Consider the following 16621-nt stretch of genomic DNA (forward strand, 5'->3'; position numbering starts at 1 on the left):
CGCCGAACCCCGCTGGGGCACGACTTGCCGGACTCGACGAATAGCTTTACAACTAGCCGCACCTTGGCCCTGACGCGTCCGCACATCATGAATTCGATCTCCCGCGCCGTACCCGAAGTGGCGCTGCAAGCGATCCGCAAACTGATCACCGAACAGGGCTTCGGTGCCGGCGACGCGTTGCCTTCGCAACGGGATCTGGCGCTGCAACTGGGCGTCAGTCGGGCATCGTTGCGTGAAGCGCTGTCGTCGCTCAGTGCACTGGGCGTGGTCAGCATTCAGCCGGGCAAGGGCGTGTTCGTGCAGTCGCCGGTCGAATTGTCGCGCGGCGACAACGCGCCAGGCTGGTCGTTTGCGGCGCAGGCATCGCCGCTGGATATCTTTCAATTGCGCTATGCGCTCGAAGGGTTTGCAGCAGGGCTGGCGGCGGTGACGTTGAGCACGTTCGATCTGGATGCGCTGGAAGACAACGTTGCGGCCATGCGCGAGCAATTGAAGCTCGGCGACTTTGAGGCAGCGGCGAAACTCGACTTCGAATTCCACCGACGCATCCTTCTTGCCAGCGGTAATCAGGCGATGCTGAGCATTCTCACCGCCAGCGCCGAGATCTTTCTCGAGAGCCAGAAACTGCCGTTCATCCGCGCCGAGCGCGCCATGGAAACCTGGCAGGAACACCGCAAGATCCTCCGCGCACTGGCGCGCCGCGCCTCGGCGGCGGCGCAGAAAGCCATGCAGGAACACGTGCGCAACGCCGCCCTGCGCACTGGAATCGCCTTCATCGCTCCCGCCACGGCGTGACTTGAGCTATACCCAAACTCATCAAGGGCCATAGCAACACTCAATCATCTGCGGCTTCCTGAACAAGGGAAGGGCGGCTATGATGGGCCACGTTTTTTTGCTTACAACCTGGAGAATTCCATGAGCAGCGATCTGATCAAACACGTTAGCGACGCTAGCTTCGAAGCCGACGTACTCAAGGCCGAAGGCGCTGTCCTGGTCGACTACTGGGCTGAATGGTGCGGCCCTTGCAAAATGATCGCACCGGTTCTGGACGAGATTGCCGAGACTTACAAAGGCAAGCTGACCGTCGCCAAACTGAACATCGACGAAAACCAGGAAACCCCGGCCAAGCATGGCGTGCGTGGTATCCCGACGCTGATGCTGTTCAAGAACGGCAACGTTGAAGCGACCAAGGTCGGCGCACTGTCGAAGTCGCAGCTGGCGGCTTTCCTCGACGCCAACATCTGAGCGTCGCAGTAAAACGCTGAAAAAAGCCCCGCAAATCGCGGGGCTTTTTGCGTATTCAGGGCTAGACGCTCCGAAACTCAGGTGGTACATTCGGCCCCGCACTGGTTTCTCCAATGCCCCCTGCTAGCCGTCGCCGACGCACTCCTTTTCGAATTAGTTCGCGATCCTGTCGCCTTCTCCGCGGCGCGGCCTCATTAAGCCAAAAGCTTAATTTCCCCCTCCATAAATGATTACGTCATTCCTATATGAATCTGACTGAACTCAAGCAAAAGCCGATTACCGAACTGCTCGAATTGGCCGAACAGATGGGCATAGAAAATATGGCCCGTTCGCGCAAGCAGGACGTGATTTTCTCCCTGCTGAAAAAGCACGCGAAAAGCGGCGAGGAAATCTCCGGTGATGGCGTGCTGGAGATTCTCCAGGACGGCTTCGGCTTCCTGCGCTCCGCAGACGCTTCCTACCTCGCCGGCCCTGACGACATCTACGTCTCGCCGAGCCAGATCCGCCGCTTCAACTTGCGCACCGGTGACACCATCGTTGGCAAGATCCGCCCTCCGAAGGAAGGCGAGCGGTACTTCGCCCTGCTCAAGGTCGACACGATCAACTTCGATCGTCCGGAGAACGCGAAAAACAAGATTCTCTTCGAGAACCTGACGCCGCTGTTCCCGACGGTGCGCATGAAGATGGAAGCCGGCAACGGTTCCACCGAAGACCTCACCGGTCGCGTGATCGACCTGTGTGCACCGATCGGCAAAGGCCAGCGTGGTCTGATCGTCGCACCGCCGAAAGCCGGTAAAACGATCATGCTGCAGAACATCGCAGCGAACATCGCCCGTAACAATCCTGAAGTTCACCTGATCGTGCTGTTGATCGACGAGCGTCCGGAAGAAGTGACCGAAATGCAGCGCACCGTGCGCGGCGAAGTGGTCGCCTCGACCTTCGACGAGCCGCCGACCCGTCACGTGCAGGTTGCTGAAATGGTGATCGAGAAGGCCAAGCGCCTGGTCGAACACAAGAAAGACGTGGTGATCCTGCTCGACTCCATCACCCGTCTGGCCCGTGCCTACAACACCGTGATCCCGAGCTCCGGCAAGGTATTGACCGGTGGTGTCGATGCCCACGCCCTGGAGAAGCCGAAGCGTTTCTTCGGTGCCGCGCGTAACATCGAAGAAGGCGGCTCGCTGACCATTATCGCCACCGCGCTGGTTGAAACCGGCTCGAAGATGGACGAAGTGATCTACGAAGAGTTCAAGGGTACCGGCAACATGGAACTGCCTCTGGATCGCAAGATCGCCGAGAAGCGTGTGTTCCCGGCCATCAACATCAACCGCTCCGGCACCCGCCGCGAAGAGTTGCTGACCGCCGACGACGAGTTGCAGCGCATGTGGATTCTGCGCAAGCTGCTGCACCCGATGGACGAAGTCGCCGCCATCGAGTTCCTGGTCGACAAGCTGAAAACGACCAAGACCAACGACGAGTTCTTCTTGTCGATGAAACGCAAGTAAGACGCTGGCGTTTCAGCAAAGGACGCTCCCGCGAGGGGCGTTTTTTTGCCCCGAAAAATCTCGCGGCCATCACAGATATCTGTTGATGGGCCGATTCTGCGGCGTCGGCAGCGCACTCCCGAGTTGGAGGCCTGCGCCTTCGCCGCAGCGCGGGGGCCACAATCGAGCAATGACGGGCTGCTGTTTGCCCCTCAGAGCAGGTAGGATGTACGCCTATTTTGAGGGTGCCATCGTCAATGAAATTCAAGGATCTTCGGGATTTCGTGCAGCAGCTTGAGCAGCGCGGAGAGTTGAAACGCATCCAGATTCCCGTCTCGCCGGTGCTGGAGATGACTGAGGTGTGCGATCGCACGTTGCGGGCCAAAGGCCCGGCACTGCTGTTCGAGAAGCCTACCGGTTACGACATTCCGGTGCTCGGCAACCTGTTCGGCACCCCCGAGCGCGTGGCCATGGGCATGGGCGCCGAGTCGGTCAGCGAGCTGCGCGAAATCGGCAAGCTGCTGGCCTTCCTCAAGGAGCCGGAGCCGCCGAAGGGCTTGAAGGACGCGTGGTCGAAACTGCCGATCTTCCGCAAGATCATTTCGATGGCGCCGAAAGTCGTCAAAGACGCGGTATGCCAGGAAGTGGTCATCGAAGGCGACGACGTCGATCTGGCGATGTTGCCGGTGCAGACCTGCTGGCCCGGCGACGTCGGCCCGCTGATTACCTGGGGCCTGACGGTCACCAAAGGCCCGAACAAGGAACGCCAGAACCTCGGCATCTACCGCCAGCAAGTGATCGGCCGCAACAAGGTGATCATGCGCTGGCTCAGTCACCGTGGCGGTGCTCTCGATTTTCGCGAGTGGTGCGAGAAGCACCCGGGCCAGCCGTTCCCGGTGTCCGTGGCCCTTGGCGCCGATCCGGCGACGATTCTCGGTGCCGTGACGCCGGTGCCGGACAGCCTCTCCGAATATGCTTTCGCAGGGCTCTTGCGCGGCAACCGTACCGAACTGGTCAAGTGCCGTGGCAACGATCTGCAAGTACCGGCCACCGCCGAAATCATCCTTGAAGGCGTGATTCATCCGGGCGAAATGGCCGACGAAGGCCCGTATGGCGACCACACCGGTTACTACAACGAAGTCGACAGCTTCCCGGTGTTCACCGTCGAGCGCATCACCCACCGGATCAAGCCGATCTATCACAGCACCTACACCGGCCGTCCGCCGGATGAGCCGGCGATTCTCGGCGTGGCGCTGAACGAAGTGTTCGTGCCGATCCTGCAGAAGCAGTTCCCGGAGATCACCGACTTCTACCTGCCGCCGGAAGGCTGCTCGTACCGCATGGCCGTGGTGACGATGAAGAAGTCGTATCCGGGGCATGCCAAGCGCGTGATGCTCGGTGTCTGGTCGTTTTTGCGACAGTTCATGTACACCAAGTTCGTTATCGTCACTGACGACGATATCAACGCCCGCGACTGGAACGACGTGATCTGGGCCATCACCACGCGCATGGACCCCAAGCGCGACACGGTGATGATCGACAACACGCCGATCGACTACCTCGACTTCGCTTCGCCGATTTCCGGCCTGGGCTCGAAAATGGGCCTGGATGCCACCCACAAGTGGCCGGGCGAAACCACCCGCGAGTGGGGCCGCGTAATCGTCAAGGACGACGCCGTCACCCAACGGATCGATGCCATCTGGAATCAGTTAGGAATAGATTGATGCGTGTAACCCTGCAGCCTTCCGGAGCAGTGCTCGAGATACAGCCCGGTGAGCGGATTCTCGACGGTGCGCGGCGCCTGGGCTATGACTGCCCGCAAAGCTGCCGCAACGGCAATTGCCACGTGTGTGCAGCGCTGCTGGTCGAGGGCCGCGTCGAGCAGGCCGGCAAAGTCCACGACCATGGCGAGTTCTACACCTGCATCGCCGCACCGCTGGAAGACTGCGTGCTGTTGTGGGATGGCGTGCTCGCACTGGGTGAGCTGCCGGTGCGTAGCCTGTCGTGTCAGGTCATCGAGTGCCGCGAGGTCGGCGGCGATACCTGGCGCGTGCGTCTGCGGGCACCGGCGGGCAAGCCGCCGCGCTATCACGCCGGGCAATATTTGATGATCGAGCGTGAGAACGGTGAGAAATCGGCGTTCTCCATGGCTTCGGCACCCCACGGCGGACGTGATCTGGAAATCCATGTGCTGGCGCGCGAAACCAGTGCGTTGAACCTGATCGAGCAGCTGCAACGCAACCCGCTGGTGCGTGTCGAGTTGCCGTTCGGTGACACACATCTTGCGGAGCTGCCCGACGGTCCTCTGGTGTTGATCGCCGCCGGCACCGGCATGGGCCAGATTCACAGCCTGATCGAACATTGCCGCGCCAAAGGCTTCAAGCATCCAGTGCATCTGTACTGGGGTGTGCGCCGTCCCGAAGACTTTTATCAGATTGAGCACTGGTACGAATGGCTGAAGCTGCCCAATCTGTTCCTGCACAAAGTGGTCAGCGACCAGTGCGGCTGGGAAGGGCGCTGCGGGATGTTGCACGAAGCGGTTTGCGAGGATTTCCCCGATCTGAAGCCGCTGCACGTCTACGCCAGCGGTTCGCCAGCGATGGTTTACGGCACCTTGGACGCGCTGGTCGAGGCGGGGATGGATGCGCATCAGATGCGCGCCGACGTCTTCACCTATGCGCCGCGCTCCTGAGACTTATAACTTGGTATATAGCCGATCGGTATTTACCCTAAACAGTAAATATCGCTAGGTTATATATGAATCAGGCAATTAATCAGTGGCACTTAATTTGCCTTAAAACATATGTGCCTTATTGTTACAACGGTGCGTTCTATTAAGTAATTCTTCACCCGCGGGGAGCTGAACGCTATTCGCCATGAGCGCCATTGAAAACGCAATCCTGAACCTGGCTTACCCTCCGCGGCTCGATCTTGGGCCGCAGCTGACGCACGAACAACTTCTCGCTTCCATGCAATCAACCATGGCACGCCACAAGGGCGGGCCTGTGTGGCTGTTCGCCTATGGCTCGCTGATCTGGCGGCCGGAATGCACGGCGGTTGAGCGCATGCGCGGTCGCGTGCATGGCTATCATCGCGGCTTGTACCTGTGGTCCCACGAGCATCGGGGTACCCCGGAAATGCCCGGCTTGGTCTTCGGTCTGGATCGCGGCGGTTCATGCAGCGGTTTTGCCTACCGCTTGCCGGAAGACAATCTCGATACCGCGCTGTACGCGCTGTGGAAACGCGAGATGCCGTTTCCCTCGTATCGCCCGCACTGGCTCAATTGCCGGCTCGAAGATGGCACTCAGGTGCAGGCCTTGGGCTTCGTTCTGGAGCGTCACCTGCCGAGCTATGCCGGCAACTTGCCGGATCATGTGCTCAGCCAGGTGTTCGCCAGCGCCAGCGGGCGTTACGGCACCACTCGCGATTATGTCGAGCAGACCGCGCACGCCCTGCGCAGCCACGCCATGCCGGATCGAAATCTGGAGGCGCGGCTCAAGCGCTGTAAATCACACAGCGATCAGGCGACCGCTTCACGGCTCTGACTGGCGACTTGCTTGTGCCACAGCGTTGGCGCAAGGAAGGCCATCGCCAGCAGGCAAGCGCCGACCAGCAGCACGAAACCGCCATCCCAGCCGAAGTGGTCAACGGTGTAGCCCATCGCCGCACTGGCCGCGACCGAACCACCCAGATAACCGAACAGACCGGTGAAGCCCGCTGCGGTACCGGCGGCTTTCTTCGGCGCCAGTTCCAGCGCTTGCAGGCCGATCAGCATCACCGGGCCGTAGATCAGGAAGCCGATCGACAGCAGGGCGATCATGTCGACCATCGGATTGCCGGCCGGATTGAGCCAGTAAACCAGGGTCGCGACAGTCACCAGGGCCATGAACACCATGCCGGTCAAACCACGGTTGCCACGGAAGATCTTGTCGGACATCCAGCCGCACAGCAGCGTGCCCGGGATGCCTGCCCACTCGTAGAAGAAATAGGCCCACGAGGTCTTATCCACGGTGAAGCCCTTGGCTTCCTTCAGGTACGTCGGCGCCCAGTCCAGCACGCCGTAGCGCAGCAAGTAGACGAAGACGTTGGCCAGAGCGATGTACCAGAGCATTTTGTTGCGCAGCACGTATTTGACGAAGATTTCCTTGGCGCTGAATTCGTCTTCGTGGCTGGCGTCGTAGCCTTCCGGGTAGTCGTTCTTGTACTGCTCGATCGGCGGCAGGCCGACCGATTGCGGGGTGTCACGCATGGTGATGAAGGCGAATACTGCTACGCCCAGTGCGACTGCTGCCGGGACGTAAAACGCCGCGTGCCAGTCATTGAACAGACCCATGCCGATCAGGAACAGCGGGCCGATCAGACCGCCGCCGACGTTATGCGCCACGTTCCACACCGACACCACGCCACCGCGTTCCTTCTGCGACCACCAGTGCACCATGGTCCGCCCGCTCGGCGGCCAGCCCATGCCCTGCGCCCAGCCGTTGATGAACAGGAGGATGAACATCATCGTCACGCTGGACGTTGCCCACGGCGCGAAACCGAAAATGAACATCACCCCGGCCGAGACCAGCAGACCGAACGGCAGGAAGAAGCGCGGGTTGGAACGGTCGGACACCAGGCCCATGAGGAACTTCGACAAACCATACGCAATGGCGATCGCCGACATCGCCAGGCCGAGGTCGCCACGGCTGTAGCCTTCATCGATCAGGTACGGCATGGCCAGGGAGAAGTTCTTGCGCAGCAGGTAGTAACCGGCGTAGCCGATAAAGATACCGGCGAAGATCTGCCAGCGCAGGCGGCGGTAGGTGCTGTCTATTTTTTCTTCAGGCAATGGAGCCTGATGTGCGGCAGGACGAAAGAAAGCAAACATTCAAGAGCTCCAGTTTTCTTGTTTTGACTGCGGATGCGAATGTTACAGTTTCGTTACCGAAAATAGCATCGCTTCACGTCGGCAAAACAGCGGAAATTTGGGCAGATGAACGTACCTTTATGAACATGTCGCTCTGAGACAAGTACGCGGCGCTGAGGGAATGGTGGCTCGGGTGGGTTTCTGCGGTTTGACGCATGGGAGAGGCAGATCTCAGCGCTAAAGCGATCCGGATTGCTGCTCCGGATCGCTCCATGTTGTTAACGAACCTGAACGACAACCTTGCCCACAGCCTTGCGCTGGCCAAGATCATCGATCGCCTGCGCGGCATTGCTCAGCGGATACACCTGCGACACCAGCGGTTTGAGCTTGCCCTCGGCAAACCAGGCGAACAGCTGCTGGAAGTTGGCTGCATTGTCCTGTGGCTGGCGTTGGGCAAAGAACCCCAGAACACGCCGAGTACAGCCGCGCCCTTGAGCAGGGCGAGGTTGACCGGCAGTTCCGGGATGCGTCCGCTGGCGAAGCCGACTACGAGCAGGCGGCCGTTCCAGGCGATGGCGCGGATGGCCTGGTCGAACAGGTCGCCGCCGACCGGGTCGTAGATCACGTCGGCGCCCTGGCCGTCGGTGAGGCGTTTGATCTCCTCCTTGAGGCTGGCTTCGCTGTAATTGATCAGCTCATCGGCGCCGGCAGCCTTGGCCACCGCGAGTTTCTCGGCGCTGCTGGCGGCGGCGATCACGCGGGCGCCCATGGCTTTGCCGATCTCCACAGCGGCGAGGCCGACGCCGCCCGACGCGCCGAGCACCAGCAGGGTTTCGCCCGGTTGCAGGTTGGCGCGTTGCTTGAGCGCGTGCATCGACGTGCCGTAGGTCATGCTGAATGCAGCGGCAATGTTGAAGTCCATCGACGGCGGAATCGGCAGGACGTTGTAGCCCGGGACCGCCACCTGCTCGGCAAAACTGCCCCAACCGGTCAGCGCCATGACCCGGTCGCCGACTTTCAGATGGCTGACCTTTTCCCCGACTTCGCGCACCACGCCCGCCGCTTCACCGCCTGGCGAAAACGGGAAGGGCGGTTTGAACTGGTATTTGCCCTCGATGATCAGCGTGTCCGGGAAATTGACTCCGGCAGCGTGCACGTCCAGCAGGATTTCATTCTTCTTCGCGACAGGGCTGGCGACGTCTTCCAGCACCAGCGATTCGGCAGGGCCGAAGGCTTTGCACAGCACGGCTTTCATCAGGGCTATTCCTTTGGGAGTGATGGCCGATAAGTGTAGGTGTGTGAATCAACGGGTCAACGAGCATGCCCGGCCCTGATAGTCAGCCATAAGCTTGTGCTTGCGCGGCGGGTCGTTATGCTAGGCCGCAAACCGGATAAGGAGCGAATTGTGAAAGCGTGGATCATGTTGTTGCTGGCCCTGTCTCTGCCTGTGGCAGCACTGGCCGAAGAAGCCAAAGAAGGCGAGGCGCCGAAGGTCAATTACATCACCCTGAGCCCGCCGTTCGTCGGCAACTATGGCCTGGACGGCACCGCCAAACTCAAGGTCTACAAGGCCGATGTGGCATTGCGTGTGACTGGTGAGGAGGCGACCAAACTGGTCAAGGCCAACGAGCCGCTGATCCGCAATCAGCTGGTGGCGCTGTTCACTCAGCAGTCGACCGAGGCGATGGGCAGCATCGAGGGCAAGGAAAAGCTGCGTCAGGAAGCGTTGAAGCAGACCCAGCAGGTCATGAATGACGAGACCGGCAAGCCTGTTGTTGAGGATCTGTTGTTCAACAACCTGATCATTCAGTAAATACGTTGGCTGCTGCTCTTCAGGACGCCAGACTTTTGCGAAAGCGTGCCAGGGCGATGGCGAAGAACAGCAGACCGATGGCAGTCAGCGCCAGCAACTCCGGCCAGACCACGCTCAGCCCGGCGTCGCGAAACAGAATCGCGGCGCTGAGGCTGACAAAATGCGTGGACGGTGAGCCCTGCATGACCCACTGCAGCCAGTGCGGCATGCTGTCCAGTGGCGTGCTGCCGCCCGACAGCAGCAGCATCGGGATGATCACCGGAATCGCCAGCAAGCCGAACTGCGGCGTCGAGCGCGCGAGTGTCGCCAGAAAGATGCCCAGCGCGGTACTGGCAAACAGATAAACCGCAGTCACCAGCAAAAACAGGCTCATTGAGCCGGAAAGCGGCACGCCGAGTGCGCCTTTGACCACCACCTCCACGGACAGCCAGGTGCACAGCACCACCACCAGCAGGTTGCTCCAGATTTTCGCCAGCATGATTTCCAGCGCCGTCAGCGGCAGCACCAGCAAATGGTCGAGCGTGCCGTGCTCGCGTTCGCGCAGCAGCGCCGTGCCCGTGAGGATGATCGCCAGAATGGTGATGTTGTTGACGATCTGGATCACCGCCAGAAACCAGCCGCCCTCCAGGTTGGTATTGAATAGCGCGCGGGTGGTCAGCGAAATCGGCGTCTTGCTCGCGGCATCGCTCTGACCGCCGTAGGCCTGCAGTTCACGCTGGAAGATCCGGCCGATGTAACCGGCGCCCATGAACGCCTGGCTCATCGCGGTGGCATCGACGTTGACCTGAATGGCCGGTCGCCGCGCCGCGAGCAGGTTGGTTTGAAACCCCGCCGGAATGTTGATCACGAAGGTGTACTGGCCGCTGTCCATCACCTGATCCAGTTGCGGGTAAGGCAGCAGCACCGGCGTCTGGAACTCCGGCGGTTGCAGGGCCTGGGCCAACTGGCGCGAGAGGGCGCTGCGGTCTTCGTCGACGATCGCCACGCTGGCGTTGTGCACGCCGATTACCGAACCGGCGGCGGGCATGTAGATCGCCACCGTGAAGGCGTAGAACAGGAACAGCAACAACACGCTGTCGTGGCGCAGGCTGGTCAGTTCCTTGAGTCCCAGGCGCAGGATGTGCGCGAACTTGTGCATCAGGCCTCCTGCTTTTTCAGCATGATCAGGCTCAACCCTGTGAACCCGACGAAGAAGCCGAACAGGGCCAGGCATTGTGGCCACAGCTGCCGCAAGTCCAGCGCCTTGGTGAACGTCCCCACGGCAATATCGAGAAAATGTCCTGCCGGAAACAGCATGCCCATCACCGCAGCCGCACCTTGCAGCGAAGAACGCGGCACGATCAGCCCGGAGAACTGGATGGTCGGCAGGCTGGTGATGATCATGGTGCCGAGGATCGCGGCGATCTGTGTGCGGGTGAAGGCCGAGATCAGCAGACCCATGCTGGTGGTCGCCAGCACGTAGAGCAGGCCGCCAAACGCCAGTGTCAGCAGGCTGCCCTTGAACGGCACGCCAAACAGCCAGCGGTTCATTGCCACCAGCAGCGCAAGGTTGATCAGACTGACCAGCAGGTATGGCGCCTGCTTGCCCAACAGAAACTCCAGGCGGGTCAGAGGCGTGGCGTAGAAGTTAGTGATCGAGCCCAGTTCTTTCTCGCGCACGATGCCGAGTGCGGTGAGCATCGCTGGAATGAACGCCAGTATCAGCGCCATGACGCCGGGGCCGATGGCGTTGACGCTGACCACATCCTGGTTGTAGCGAAAGCGTGTTTCCAGGCTGGCGCCCGCCTGATGGTTGATGGCGAGACTGCTCTGTTCGGCCAACTGTTGCAGGTTGGCCAGGTGCACGGCTTCGACATAATTGCGGCTGGTCTCGGCGCGAAACGGCATGCCGCCATCCAGCCATGCCGCCACCGCGGGCTGGCGTCCCGCGTACAGGTCACGGCCGAAACCGGGGGGATTTCCAGCGCAAGTTTGATCTCCGAGCGTTGCAGGCGTCGGTGCAATTCCTGTGCATCATGGATGGCTGGCCGTTCATCGAAGTAACGCGAGCCGCGAAAGGCCTCCAGATAGGTTCGGCTCTGCGGTGTCTGGTCCTGGTCGTACACGGCAAACGCGAGGTTTTCCACGTCCAGGGAAATCCCGTAGCCGAAAATCACCATCATGAAAATTGCCCCCGCCAGGGCGAATGCCATGCGCACCTTGTCACGCAGCAGCTCCTTGCCTTCGCGACTGGCCACTGCCAGCAGGCGACCGAGGCTAAAACCGCGCTGCTGGAGCGGCGGCGTGGCGGTCGTTGGCGCGGTCGGCGATTCACTGGCAGGCGGCGACTGCGCAGTGCCCTGAGCCTGTTCCAGGCACGTCACGAAAGCGGCTTCCAGCGTTTCTCCAGCGAACTGACGTTGCAGCGCTGCCGGGGTGTCGCACGCCAGCACTTGGCCGGCGTGCATCAGCGAAATGCGGTCGCAGCGCTGGGCTTCGTTCATGAAGTGGGTGGAGAGAAAAATCGTCACGCCTTGCTCGCGAGACAGTTCGATCAACAGTCGCCAGAAGTCATCGCGGGCGGCCGGGTCGACGCCGGAGGTCGGCTCATCGAGGATCAGCACTTCCGGACGATGCAACACCGCAACCGCCAGCGACAGGCGTTGACGCAGCCCCAGAGGCAGGGCGCCGGACGGCTGATCGGCGACGCTGAGCAGGTTGAAGCGTTGAATGAGGGCATCGATGCGTGGCGCACTCTCGGCTTTGGGCAAGTCGAACAGCCGGGCGTGCAGATCCAGGTTCTGTCGCACACTGAGTTCGCCATACAGCGAAAAGCTCTGGGACATGAAGCCAACCCGTTTGCGCGTGGCCAGATCCTTGGCATTTACCGGGTTGCCGAGCAATGTCGCGCGGCCTTCGCTGGCCGGCATCAGCCCGGTCAGGACTTTCATCGTAGTGGTCTTGCCGCAGCCGTTGGAGCCGAGAAAACCGAAAATTTCGCCGCGACCGATGGCGAAGTTGACGTGATCGACCGCAGTGAAGTCGCCGAAACGCAGTGTCAGGTCGTGGGCCTCGATGGCGGTGTCGCTGCTGCCACTGCTACGTGGCGGAATCACCAGCGGCCTGGCGTCATGCTGGCTGTCACCCTGGAAATGGGTGAAGGCCTCATCGAGTTTGCCACTGGGGGTGCCGGCCGCCAGTTCACGGCTCAGACCGGTGGCAATCAATTTGCCGTTGTCGAGCATCAGGCAATGCTCGAACTGTTCGGCTTCTTCCATGTACGCGGTGGCGACCAGCAGGGTCAGTTGCGGGCGCTGGCGCCGCACGTCGTCGATCAGCTCCCAGAAACGCCGTCGTGAGAGCGGGTCGACGCCGGTGGTCGGCTCATCGAGGATTAACAGATCCGGTTCGTGGATCAGCGCGCAGCACAGTCCGAGTTTCTGTTTCATGCCGCCGGACAACTTGCCGGCGGGGCGCTCGGCGAACTTCAGCAGGTCGGTGGCAAGCAGCAGATTGCGCATGCGTTGTTCGCTGTCGGCCTTCGACAGGCCGAACAGCGTGGCGAAGAACTGAATGTTTTCGCGGATCGACAGTTCTGGATACAGGTTGCCGCCCAATCCCTGCGGCATGAAAGCGATGCGTGCATACAGCGTGTCGCGGTGGTGGCGCTGCTGGATCGGCCCGCCAAGGACGTCCAGTTGCCCTTGCTGCAAGGCCTTCACGCCGGCGATCAGCCCCAGCAGGCTGGACTTGCCCGCGCCATCGGGGCCGATCAGACCGCAACGGGTGCCGGCTGGCAGGCTGAAGGTGATATCGCTCAGTGCTTGCTGTTTGCCGTAGCGGTGCGCGATAGCATTGGCCTGGACCGCGAGGCTGCTCATTGCAGATTGGCCGGCCAGGCGATCGGCGCGGTGCGCGCATACCCGGCACCGGGCATGCCGGGCTTGGCTTGCGGTACGGCGCTGGGTTGGGTCAAGCGCAGTTTGACGCGGAACACCAGTTTTTGCCGCTCGTCGCGGGTTTCGACTTCCTTGGGGGTGAACTGCGATTTGCCGGCGACAAAACTGATTTTCGCTGGCAAGGGCTTGTCGGGCAGGGCATCGAGCAGTACCCGGGCCTCATCGCCCACCGCCAGACGCCCGGCCACCGAGGCGGACAAGTAGAGGTTCATGTACTGATCGTTGGGATCAATCAACAGCAGGACGCGGCCACCGGCACCCAGCACTTCGCCGGGTTCGGCCATGCGCAACTGGATCACCCCATCAATCGGCGCGCGCAGGCTGCTGTCGTCGATTTCGCTGGTCAGTTGAGCGACCTGCGCCTGGGCTGCGCCGATCGCTGCAGCGACCGCCGACACTTGGGCGCGAGCCGCCGTCACGGCAGCGTTGCCGGTGCCGATGCGCGACTGCAATTGATCGATGACCTGAGCGCTGACGAAACCGTGCTTGAACAGCGACTCAGAGCGCCCGAGTTCCTGTTGGGCCAGCAGTAGCTCACTCTGACGCAACTGCACGTTGGCTTGGGCGGCGTTGAGGTTTTCCCGGGCGCGCACCACCTCGGCTTCGGCCTGGTTGCGCTGGGCTTCAAGAGTGCGGGTGTCCATGCGGGCCAGCAGTTGGCCTTGAGTGACCTTGTCGCCTTCATCGACCAGCACCTCGGCGAGGCGACCGGGGGTCTTGCTGGCGATTTGCACTTCGGTGGCCTCAAGTCGTCCGTTGCCGGCCGACAGCCCCTCGGGCAGGCGGCTGCTCATCGACTTCCAGTAACCGAAGCCGCCAGCGGCCAACAGCAAGGCTATGAGCGATCCGGCAAATAACAGTGAGGAACGGCGGTGCGTCGACATAGGGGCATCCTGCGGCTGTGGCGTCCACTCTGACGGTTCAAGCGCTGGGGGCGCTTGATGTCAGTCAAATGAGCGTCAAGCCTAGACCCTTTTGTCTGCCACCACGGTGTGACTTGGCAGTTCTCAGCGCAGGCCGAGCACTGCGGCCCATTGTTCGGCGGTGACGGGCATCACTGAAAGCCGCGAGCCTTTCTGCACCAGTGGCATTTCTGCCAGCGCGGTCTGCTGTTTCAGGTAGTCGAGCTTCAAGACTCGCGCAAAGGTTTCGACGTGCGCCACGTCGATGGCGCTCCAGGCATTCTTCTGCGCGGTGGCCTTCGGATCGAAGTAATGGCTCTGCGGCTCCAGCGCCGTCGGATCGGGATACGCTGCTTCGATAATTTTGCCAATCCCGGCAATCCCCGGCTCGGGGCAGCTGGAATGGTAGAAAAAGAACTCGTCACCGACCGCCATCGCCCGCAGGAAATTGCGCGCCTGATAGTTGCGAACCCCGTCCCAGCGCGCCTTGCCGAGCTTTTCCAGACCCTTGATCGAGAGTTCGTCGGGCTCTGATTTCATCAGCCAGTAGGCCATGTCGTGTGCTCCTGAAGCGGTCATTGGGCAGGTTGTCGGGCAATTTTATGACAAACCGACAGTCGGTTGACGTCAGCGTTTGCGCACAGGTTCACGTTGCCGCAAAATGCCGGCCTTTAAAGCTTGACGCTGCTGCACGGCCTACGAACGGAAACCGCTGCTGTCATCGTGATGATGTGCCTTGAGGGGGCAATCGATGAAACGCAAACCGGATTTGCTATGGACTTTGGTAATTTTGTTTGGCCTGGGCGTGGTAACCACCGGTTACGCGCAGAGCCTGTGGGCGAACAAGACCGACGCGCCGATTGAAGTGGCGCAACAGGTGCAACAGTCGACCGCTTTCAAACGCTGAACCTGTCTCTTCGACGCCGCTGTTCCATGCGGCGTCTACTCTGCGAAATACCACGCCTTGTCGGTGACCGTGCCTTGTAACGGCACATCCCAGCTCGCCTGCGCCAGACGTTCGACCTTCTGACACTCATGGGCCAGGCCCAGCAGCGTCGGCTTGCGCCAGTTCTTGCGGCGGGCCAGATAGGCGAGGCTGCGATCATAAAATCCGCCGCCCATGCCCAGGCGCCCGCCGACATCGTCAAACCCTACCAGCGGCAACAGCACCAGATCCAGCGCCCAGACCTTGCGTTGCCGAGTCAGATTGGCCCGGGGCTCGAGGATGCGGAAACGATTGGGGGTCAGCTTTTCGCCGGGGCGGATGCGCTGGAAGACCATTTTCGTTCGTGGCCACGCGCTGAGTACCGGCAGATAAGTTGCCTTGCCGCGACGCTGGGCTTCGCGCAGCAGCAGGCGCGGATCGATTTCACCGTCGGTGGGTAAATACAGAGAGATATGTTTTGCCCGGCGAAAGTGCGGGTCCTGGGCCAATTGGCGGAACAGGCCTTTGGCCGCCTGGCGTTGTTCGCCTGGCGTCAGTGCGCGACGGGCCTTGCGCAGCAGGCGGCGGAGTTGCGGGCGGGGCAGCAGCGCGGGCTCGGTCATGGTTCGGCTTCGGCAGGTGGATGCAAAAACGTACGCATAAAAAATCCGATGTCGGCATACACCGACATCGGATTCGAATCAGGCTCCCCGGATGAACCGCTGTCAACTCAGCCCTTGAACCCGAAAGTTCAAGGTGGAAGAAGCAGTAGACTTTAAGGCTTTCCGTCTAGCGGACATGCACACCAGCCCAACGTGCAACTTCCAGGGTAGTGCGAATCGGCTCCGGGACATCGTCAACTGGCAAGCACCCCAGGGAGTGCCGCGAGTATACCTCAAGCTGTCAGGCGAATCAGCCCTTGGCGGTGTTCTGATCGTCGGCCAGGACCAGATCGACACGATCGAGCAAGTCGCGCACCTGTTCGCGGGTCGAACCGCTGGCCTGGATGTCCGGGCGCTCTTCTTTGTGCAACAGGTCGTGGGTGATGTTCAGCGCGGCCATCACGGCAATGCGGTCGGCACCGATGACTTTGCCGCTGCTGCGGATCTCGCGCATCTTGCCGTCCAGGTAGCGCGCGGCACTGACCAGATTGCTGCGTTCTTCCGGCGGGCAGATGATCGAATACTCTTTGTCGAGGATCTGCACGGTAACGCTATTGCTTGAACTCATGAGTCTTGCTCCAGGGCCTTGAGGCGCGAAATCATCGATTCGACCTTACGCCGGGCGATTTCGTTTTTTTCAATGAGGTGAGCGCGTTCCTCGCGCCAGGTTTTTTCCTGAGCTAGTAAGAGTGCGTTTTGACTCTTAAGTTGCTCGACTCGGCCAATCAGCAGTTCGAGTCTGGCCATCAGCGCTTGCAGGTCGGTGTCTTCCATTGGGTCCACGTGTTCGTCTGATGGGTGGT

The 16621-nt window shown here is 61.0% G+C and carries 15 protein-coding genes, 1 other RNA gene and 2 pseudogenes; 8 read left to right on the plus strand and 10 right to left on the minus strand.

What is annotated here, in order from left to right; translation table 11 throughout:
• The first annotated feature begins 87 nt into the window (after nt 1–87).
• The 6 genes from ACZZ0K_RS25210 to ACZZ0K_RS25235 all read left to right on the plus strand — a co-directional run bounded on the left by ACZZ0K_RS25210 (nt 88) and on the right by ACZZ0K_RS25235 (nt 6274).
• Nucleotides 88–795, plus strand: a complete 708-nt coding sequence (locus tag ACZZ0K_RS25210; protein ID WP_056791723.1) for a FadR/GntR family transcriptional regulator — start codon at nt 88–90, stop codon at nt 793–795.
• Between the two features lie 120 nt (nt 796–915).
• Nucleotides 916–1245 (plus strand): thioredoxin TrxA, encoded by a 330-nt coding sequence (trxA, locus tag ACZZ0K_RS25215; protein ID WP_003206727.1) that lies wholly within the window; start codon nt 916–918, stop codon nt 1243–1245.
• Between the two features lie 245 nt (nt 1246–1490).
• Nucleotides 1491–2750 carry a transcription termination factor Rho gene (gene rho / locus ACZZ0K_RS25220; RefSeq protein ID WP_003229334.1) on the plus strand — a complete coding sequence of 420 codons (1260 nt, stop codon included), beginning with the start codon at nt 1491–1493 and terminating at the stop codon, nt 2748–2750.
• Between the two features lie 236 nt (nt 2751–2986).
• Nucleotides 2987–4453 (plus strand): 4-hydroxy-3-polyprenylbenzoate decarboxylase, encoded by a 1467-nt coding sequence (gene ubiD, locus ACZZ0K_RS25225; protein ID WP_039757427.1) that lies wholly within the window; start codon nt 2987–2989, stop codon nt 4451–4453.
• Nucleotides 4453–5421, plus strand: a complete 969-nt coding sequence (locus tag ACZZ0K_RS25230) for a CDP-6-deoxy-delta-3,4-glucoseen reductase (RefSeq protein WP_463559591.1) — start codon at nt 4453–4455, stop codon at nt 5419–5421. Before ubiD ends, ACZZ0K_RS25230 begins: the two co-directional genes overlap by 1 nt.
• A gap of 184 nt (nt 5422–5605) precedes the next feature.
• Nucleotides 5606–6274 carry a gamma-glutamylcyclotransferase gene (locus ACZZ0K_RS25235; protein WP_024014748.1) on the plus strand — a complete coding sequence of 223 codons (669 nt, stop codon included), beginning with the start codon at nt 5606–5608 and terminating at the stop codon, nt 6272–6274.
• On the opposite strand, the gene glpT is transcribed toward ACZZ0K_RS25235, so the two are convergent.
• A complete protein-coding gene (gene glpT, locus ACZZ0K_RS25240) occupies nt 6250–7599 on the minus strand; it encodes a glycerol-3-phosphate transporter (protein WP_024014747.1) in 1350 nt (449 codons plus the stop codon). The genes ACZZ0K_RS25235 and glpT overlap by 25 nt on opposite strands.
• Before the next feature lie 257 nt (nt 7600–7856).
• Nucleotides 7857–8833 (minus strand): annotated as a pseudogene (locus ACZZ0K_RS25245) (NADPH:quinone oxidoreductase family protein).
• A gap of 150 nt (nt 8834–8983) precedes the next feature.
• Here ACZZ0K_RS25245 and ACZZ0K_RS25250 point away from each other — a divergent pair.
• Complete coding sequence (locus ACZZ0K_RS25250) at nt 8984–9391, plus strand: flagellar basal body-associated protein FliL (protein ID WP_056791694.1); 408 nt, start codon at nt 8984–8986, stop codon at nt 9389–9391.
• 19 nt (nt 9392–9410) lie between these two features.
• On the opposite strand, the gene ACZZ0K_RS25255 is transcribed toward ACZZ0K_RS25250, so the two are convergent.
• The 4 genes and pseudogenes from ACZZ0K_RS25255 to ACZZ0K_RS25270 all read right to left on the minus strand — a co-directional run bounded on the left by ACZZ0K_RS25255 (nt 9411) and on the right by ACZZ0K_RS25270 (nt 14786).
• Nucleotides 9411–10529, minus strand: a complete 1119-nt coding sequence (locus tag ACZZ0K_RS25255) for an ABC transporter permease (protein WP_095181272.1) — start codon at nt 10527–10529, stop codon at nt 9411–9413.
• Nucleotides 10529–13251: pseudogene (gene rbbA / locus ACZZ0K_RS25260) on the minus strand (ribosome-associated ATPase/putative transporter RbbA). The gene ACZZ0K_RS25255 and the pseudogene rbbA overlap by 1 nt, the downstream one beginning before the upstream one ends.
• A complete protein-coding gene (locus ACZZ0K_RS25265; protein WP_463559595.1) occupies nt 13248–14213 on the minus strand; it encodes an HlyD family secretion protein in 966 nt (321 codons plus the stop codon). The pseudogene rbbA and the gene ACZZ0K_RS25265 overlap by 4 nt, the downstream one beginning before the upstream one ends.
• Before the next feature lie 123 nt (nt 14214–14336).
• Nucleotides 14337–14786 (minus strand): EVE domain-containing protein, encoded by a 450-nt coding sequence (locus tag ACZZ0K_RS25270; protein WP_095181275.1) that lies wholly within the window; start codon nt 14784–14786, stop codon nt 14337–14339.
• A gap of 196 nt (nt 14787–14982) precedes the next feature.
• On the opposite strand from ACZZ0K_RS25270, the gene ACZZ0K_RS25275 reads away from it, so the two are divergent.
• Nucleotides 14983–15138, plus strand: coding sequence for a hypothetical protein (locus ACZZ0K_RS25275; protein ID WP_024014743.1), 156 nt, complete (start codon nt 14983–14985; stop codon nt 15136–15138).
• Between the two features lie 35 nt (nt 15139–15173).
• Here the strand turns inward: ACZZ0K_RS25275 and ACZZ0K_RS25280 are convergent, their stop codons facing one another.
• The 4 genes from ACZZ0K_RS25280 to ACZZ0K_RS25295 form a co-directional block, all read right to left on the minus strand.
• Nucleotides 15174–15779: a 5-formyltetrahydrofolate cyclo-ligase gene (locus ACZZ0K_RS25280; protein ID WP_258710701.1), complete on the minus strand. Its 606-nt coding sequence runs from the start codon at nt 15777–15779 to the stop codon at nt 15174–15176.
• Between the two features lie 80 nt (nt 15780–15859).
• A non-coding RNA gene (gene ssrS / locus ACZZ0K_RS25285) (6S RNA) lies at nt 15860–16038 on the minus strand.
• 30 nt (nt 16039–16068) lie between these two features.
• Nucleotides 16069–16386 carry a cell division protein ZapA gene (locus ACZZ0K_RS25290; RefSeq protein ID WP_016772632.1) on the minus strand — a complete coding sequence of 106 codons (318 nt, stop codon included), beginning with the start codon at nt 16384–16386 and terminating at the stop codon, nt 16069–16071.
• The gene (locus ACZZ0K_RS25295; RefSeq protein ID WP_007911197.1) at nt 16383–16592 is read right to left on the minus strand and encodes a TIGR02449 family protein; all 210 of its coding nucleotides are present in this window, start codon (nt 16590–16592) and stop codon (nt 16383–16385) included. The genes ACZZ0K_RS25290 and ACZZ0K_RS25295 overlap by 4 nt, the downstream gene beginning before the upstream one ends.
• Between the last annotated feature and the right edge of the window lie 29 nt (nt 16593–16621).

It is taken from the genome of Pseudomonas sp. AC255, assembly GCF_979258175.1.

Bases quoted from the DNA above. Each gene is read 5' to 3' on its own strand.
- ubiD (WP_039757427.1), top strand. From the start codon at position 2,987: ATGAAATTCAAGGATCTTCGGGATTTCGTGCAGCAGCTTGAGCAGCGC.
- ACZZ0K_RS25210 (WP_056791723.1), top strand. From the start codon at position 88: ATGAATTCGATCTCCCGCGCCGTACCCGAAGTGGCGCTGCAAGCGATC.
- ACZZ0K_RS25270 (WP_095181275.1), bottom strand. From the start codon at position 14,786: ATGGCCTACTGGCTGATGAAATCAGAGCCCGACGAACTCTCGATCAAG.
- ACZZ0K_RS25290 (WP_016772632.1), bottom strand. From the start codon at position 16,386: ATGAGTTCAAGCAATAGCGTTACCGTGCAGATCCTCGACAAAGAGTAT.
- ACZZ0K_RS25265 (WP_463559595.1), bottom strand. From the start codon at position 14,213: ATGTCGACGCACCGCCGTTCCTCACTGTTATTTGCCGGATCGCTCATA.
- ACZZ0K_RS25230 (WP_463559591.1), top strand. From the start codon at position 4,453: ATGCGTGTAACCCTGCAGCCTTCCGGAGCAGTGCTCGAGATACAGCCC.
- ACZZ0K_RS25295 (WP_007911197.1), bottom strand. From the start codon at position 16,592: ATGGAAGACACCGACCTGCAAGCGCTGATGGCCAGACTCGAACTGCTG.
- trxA (WP_003206727.1), top strand. From the start codon at position 916: ATGAGCAGCGATCTGATCAAACACGTTAGCGACGCTAGCTTCGAAGCC.
- rho (WP_003229334.1), top strand. From the start codon at position 1,491: ATGAATCTGACTGAACTCAAGCAAAAGCCGATTACCGAACTGCTCGAA.
- ACZZ0K_RS25275 (WP_024014743.1), top strand. From the start codon at position 14,983: ATGAAACGCAAACCGGATTTGCTATGGACTTTGGTAATTTTGTTTGGC.
- glpT (WP_024014747.1), bottom strand. From the start codon at position 7,599: ATGTTTGCTTTCTTTCGTCCTGCCGCACATCAGGCTCCATTGCCTGAA.
- ACZZ0K_RS25235 (WP_024014748.1), top strand. From the start codon at position 5,606: ATGAGCGCCATTGAAAACGCAATCCTGAACCTGGCTTACCCTCCGCGG.
- ACZZ0K_RS25280 (WP_258710701.1), bottom strand. From the start codon at position 15,779: ATGACCGAGCCCGCGCTGCTGCCCCGCCCGCAACTCCGCCGCCTGCTG.
- ACZZ0K_RS25255 (WP_095181272.1), bottom strand. From the start codon at position 10,529: ATGCACAAGTTCGCGCACATCCTGCGCCTGGGACTCAAGGAACTGACC.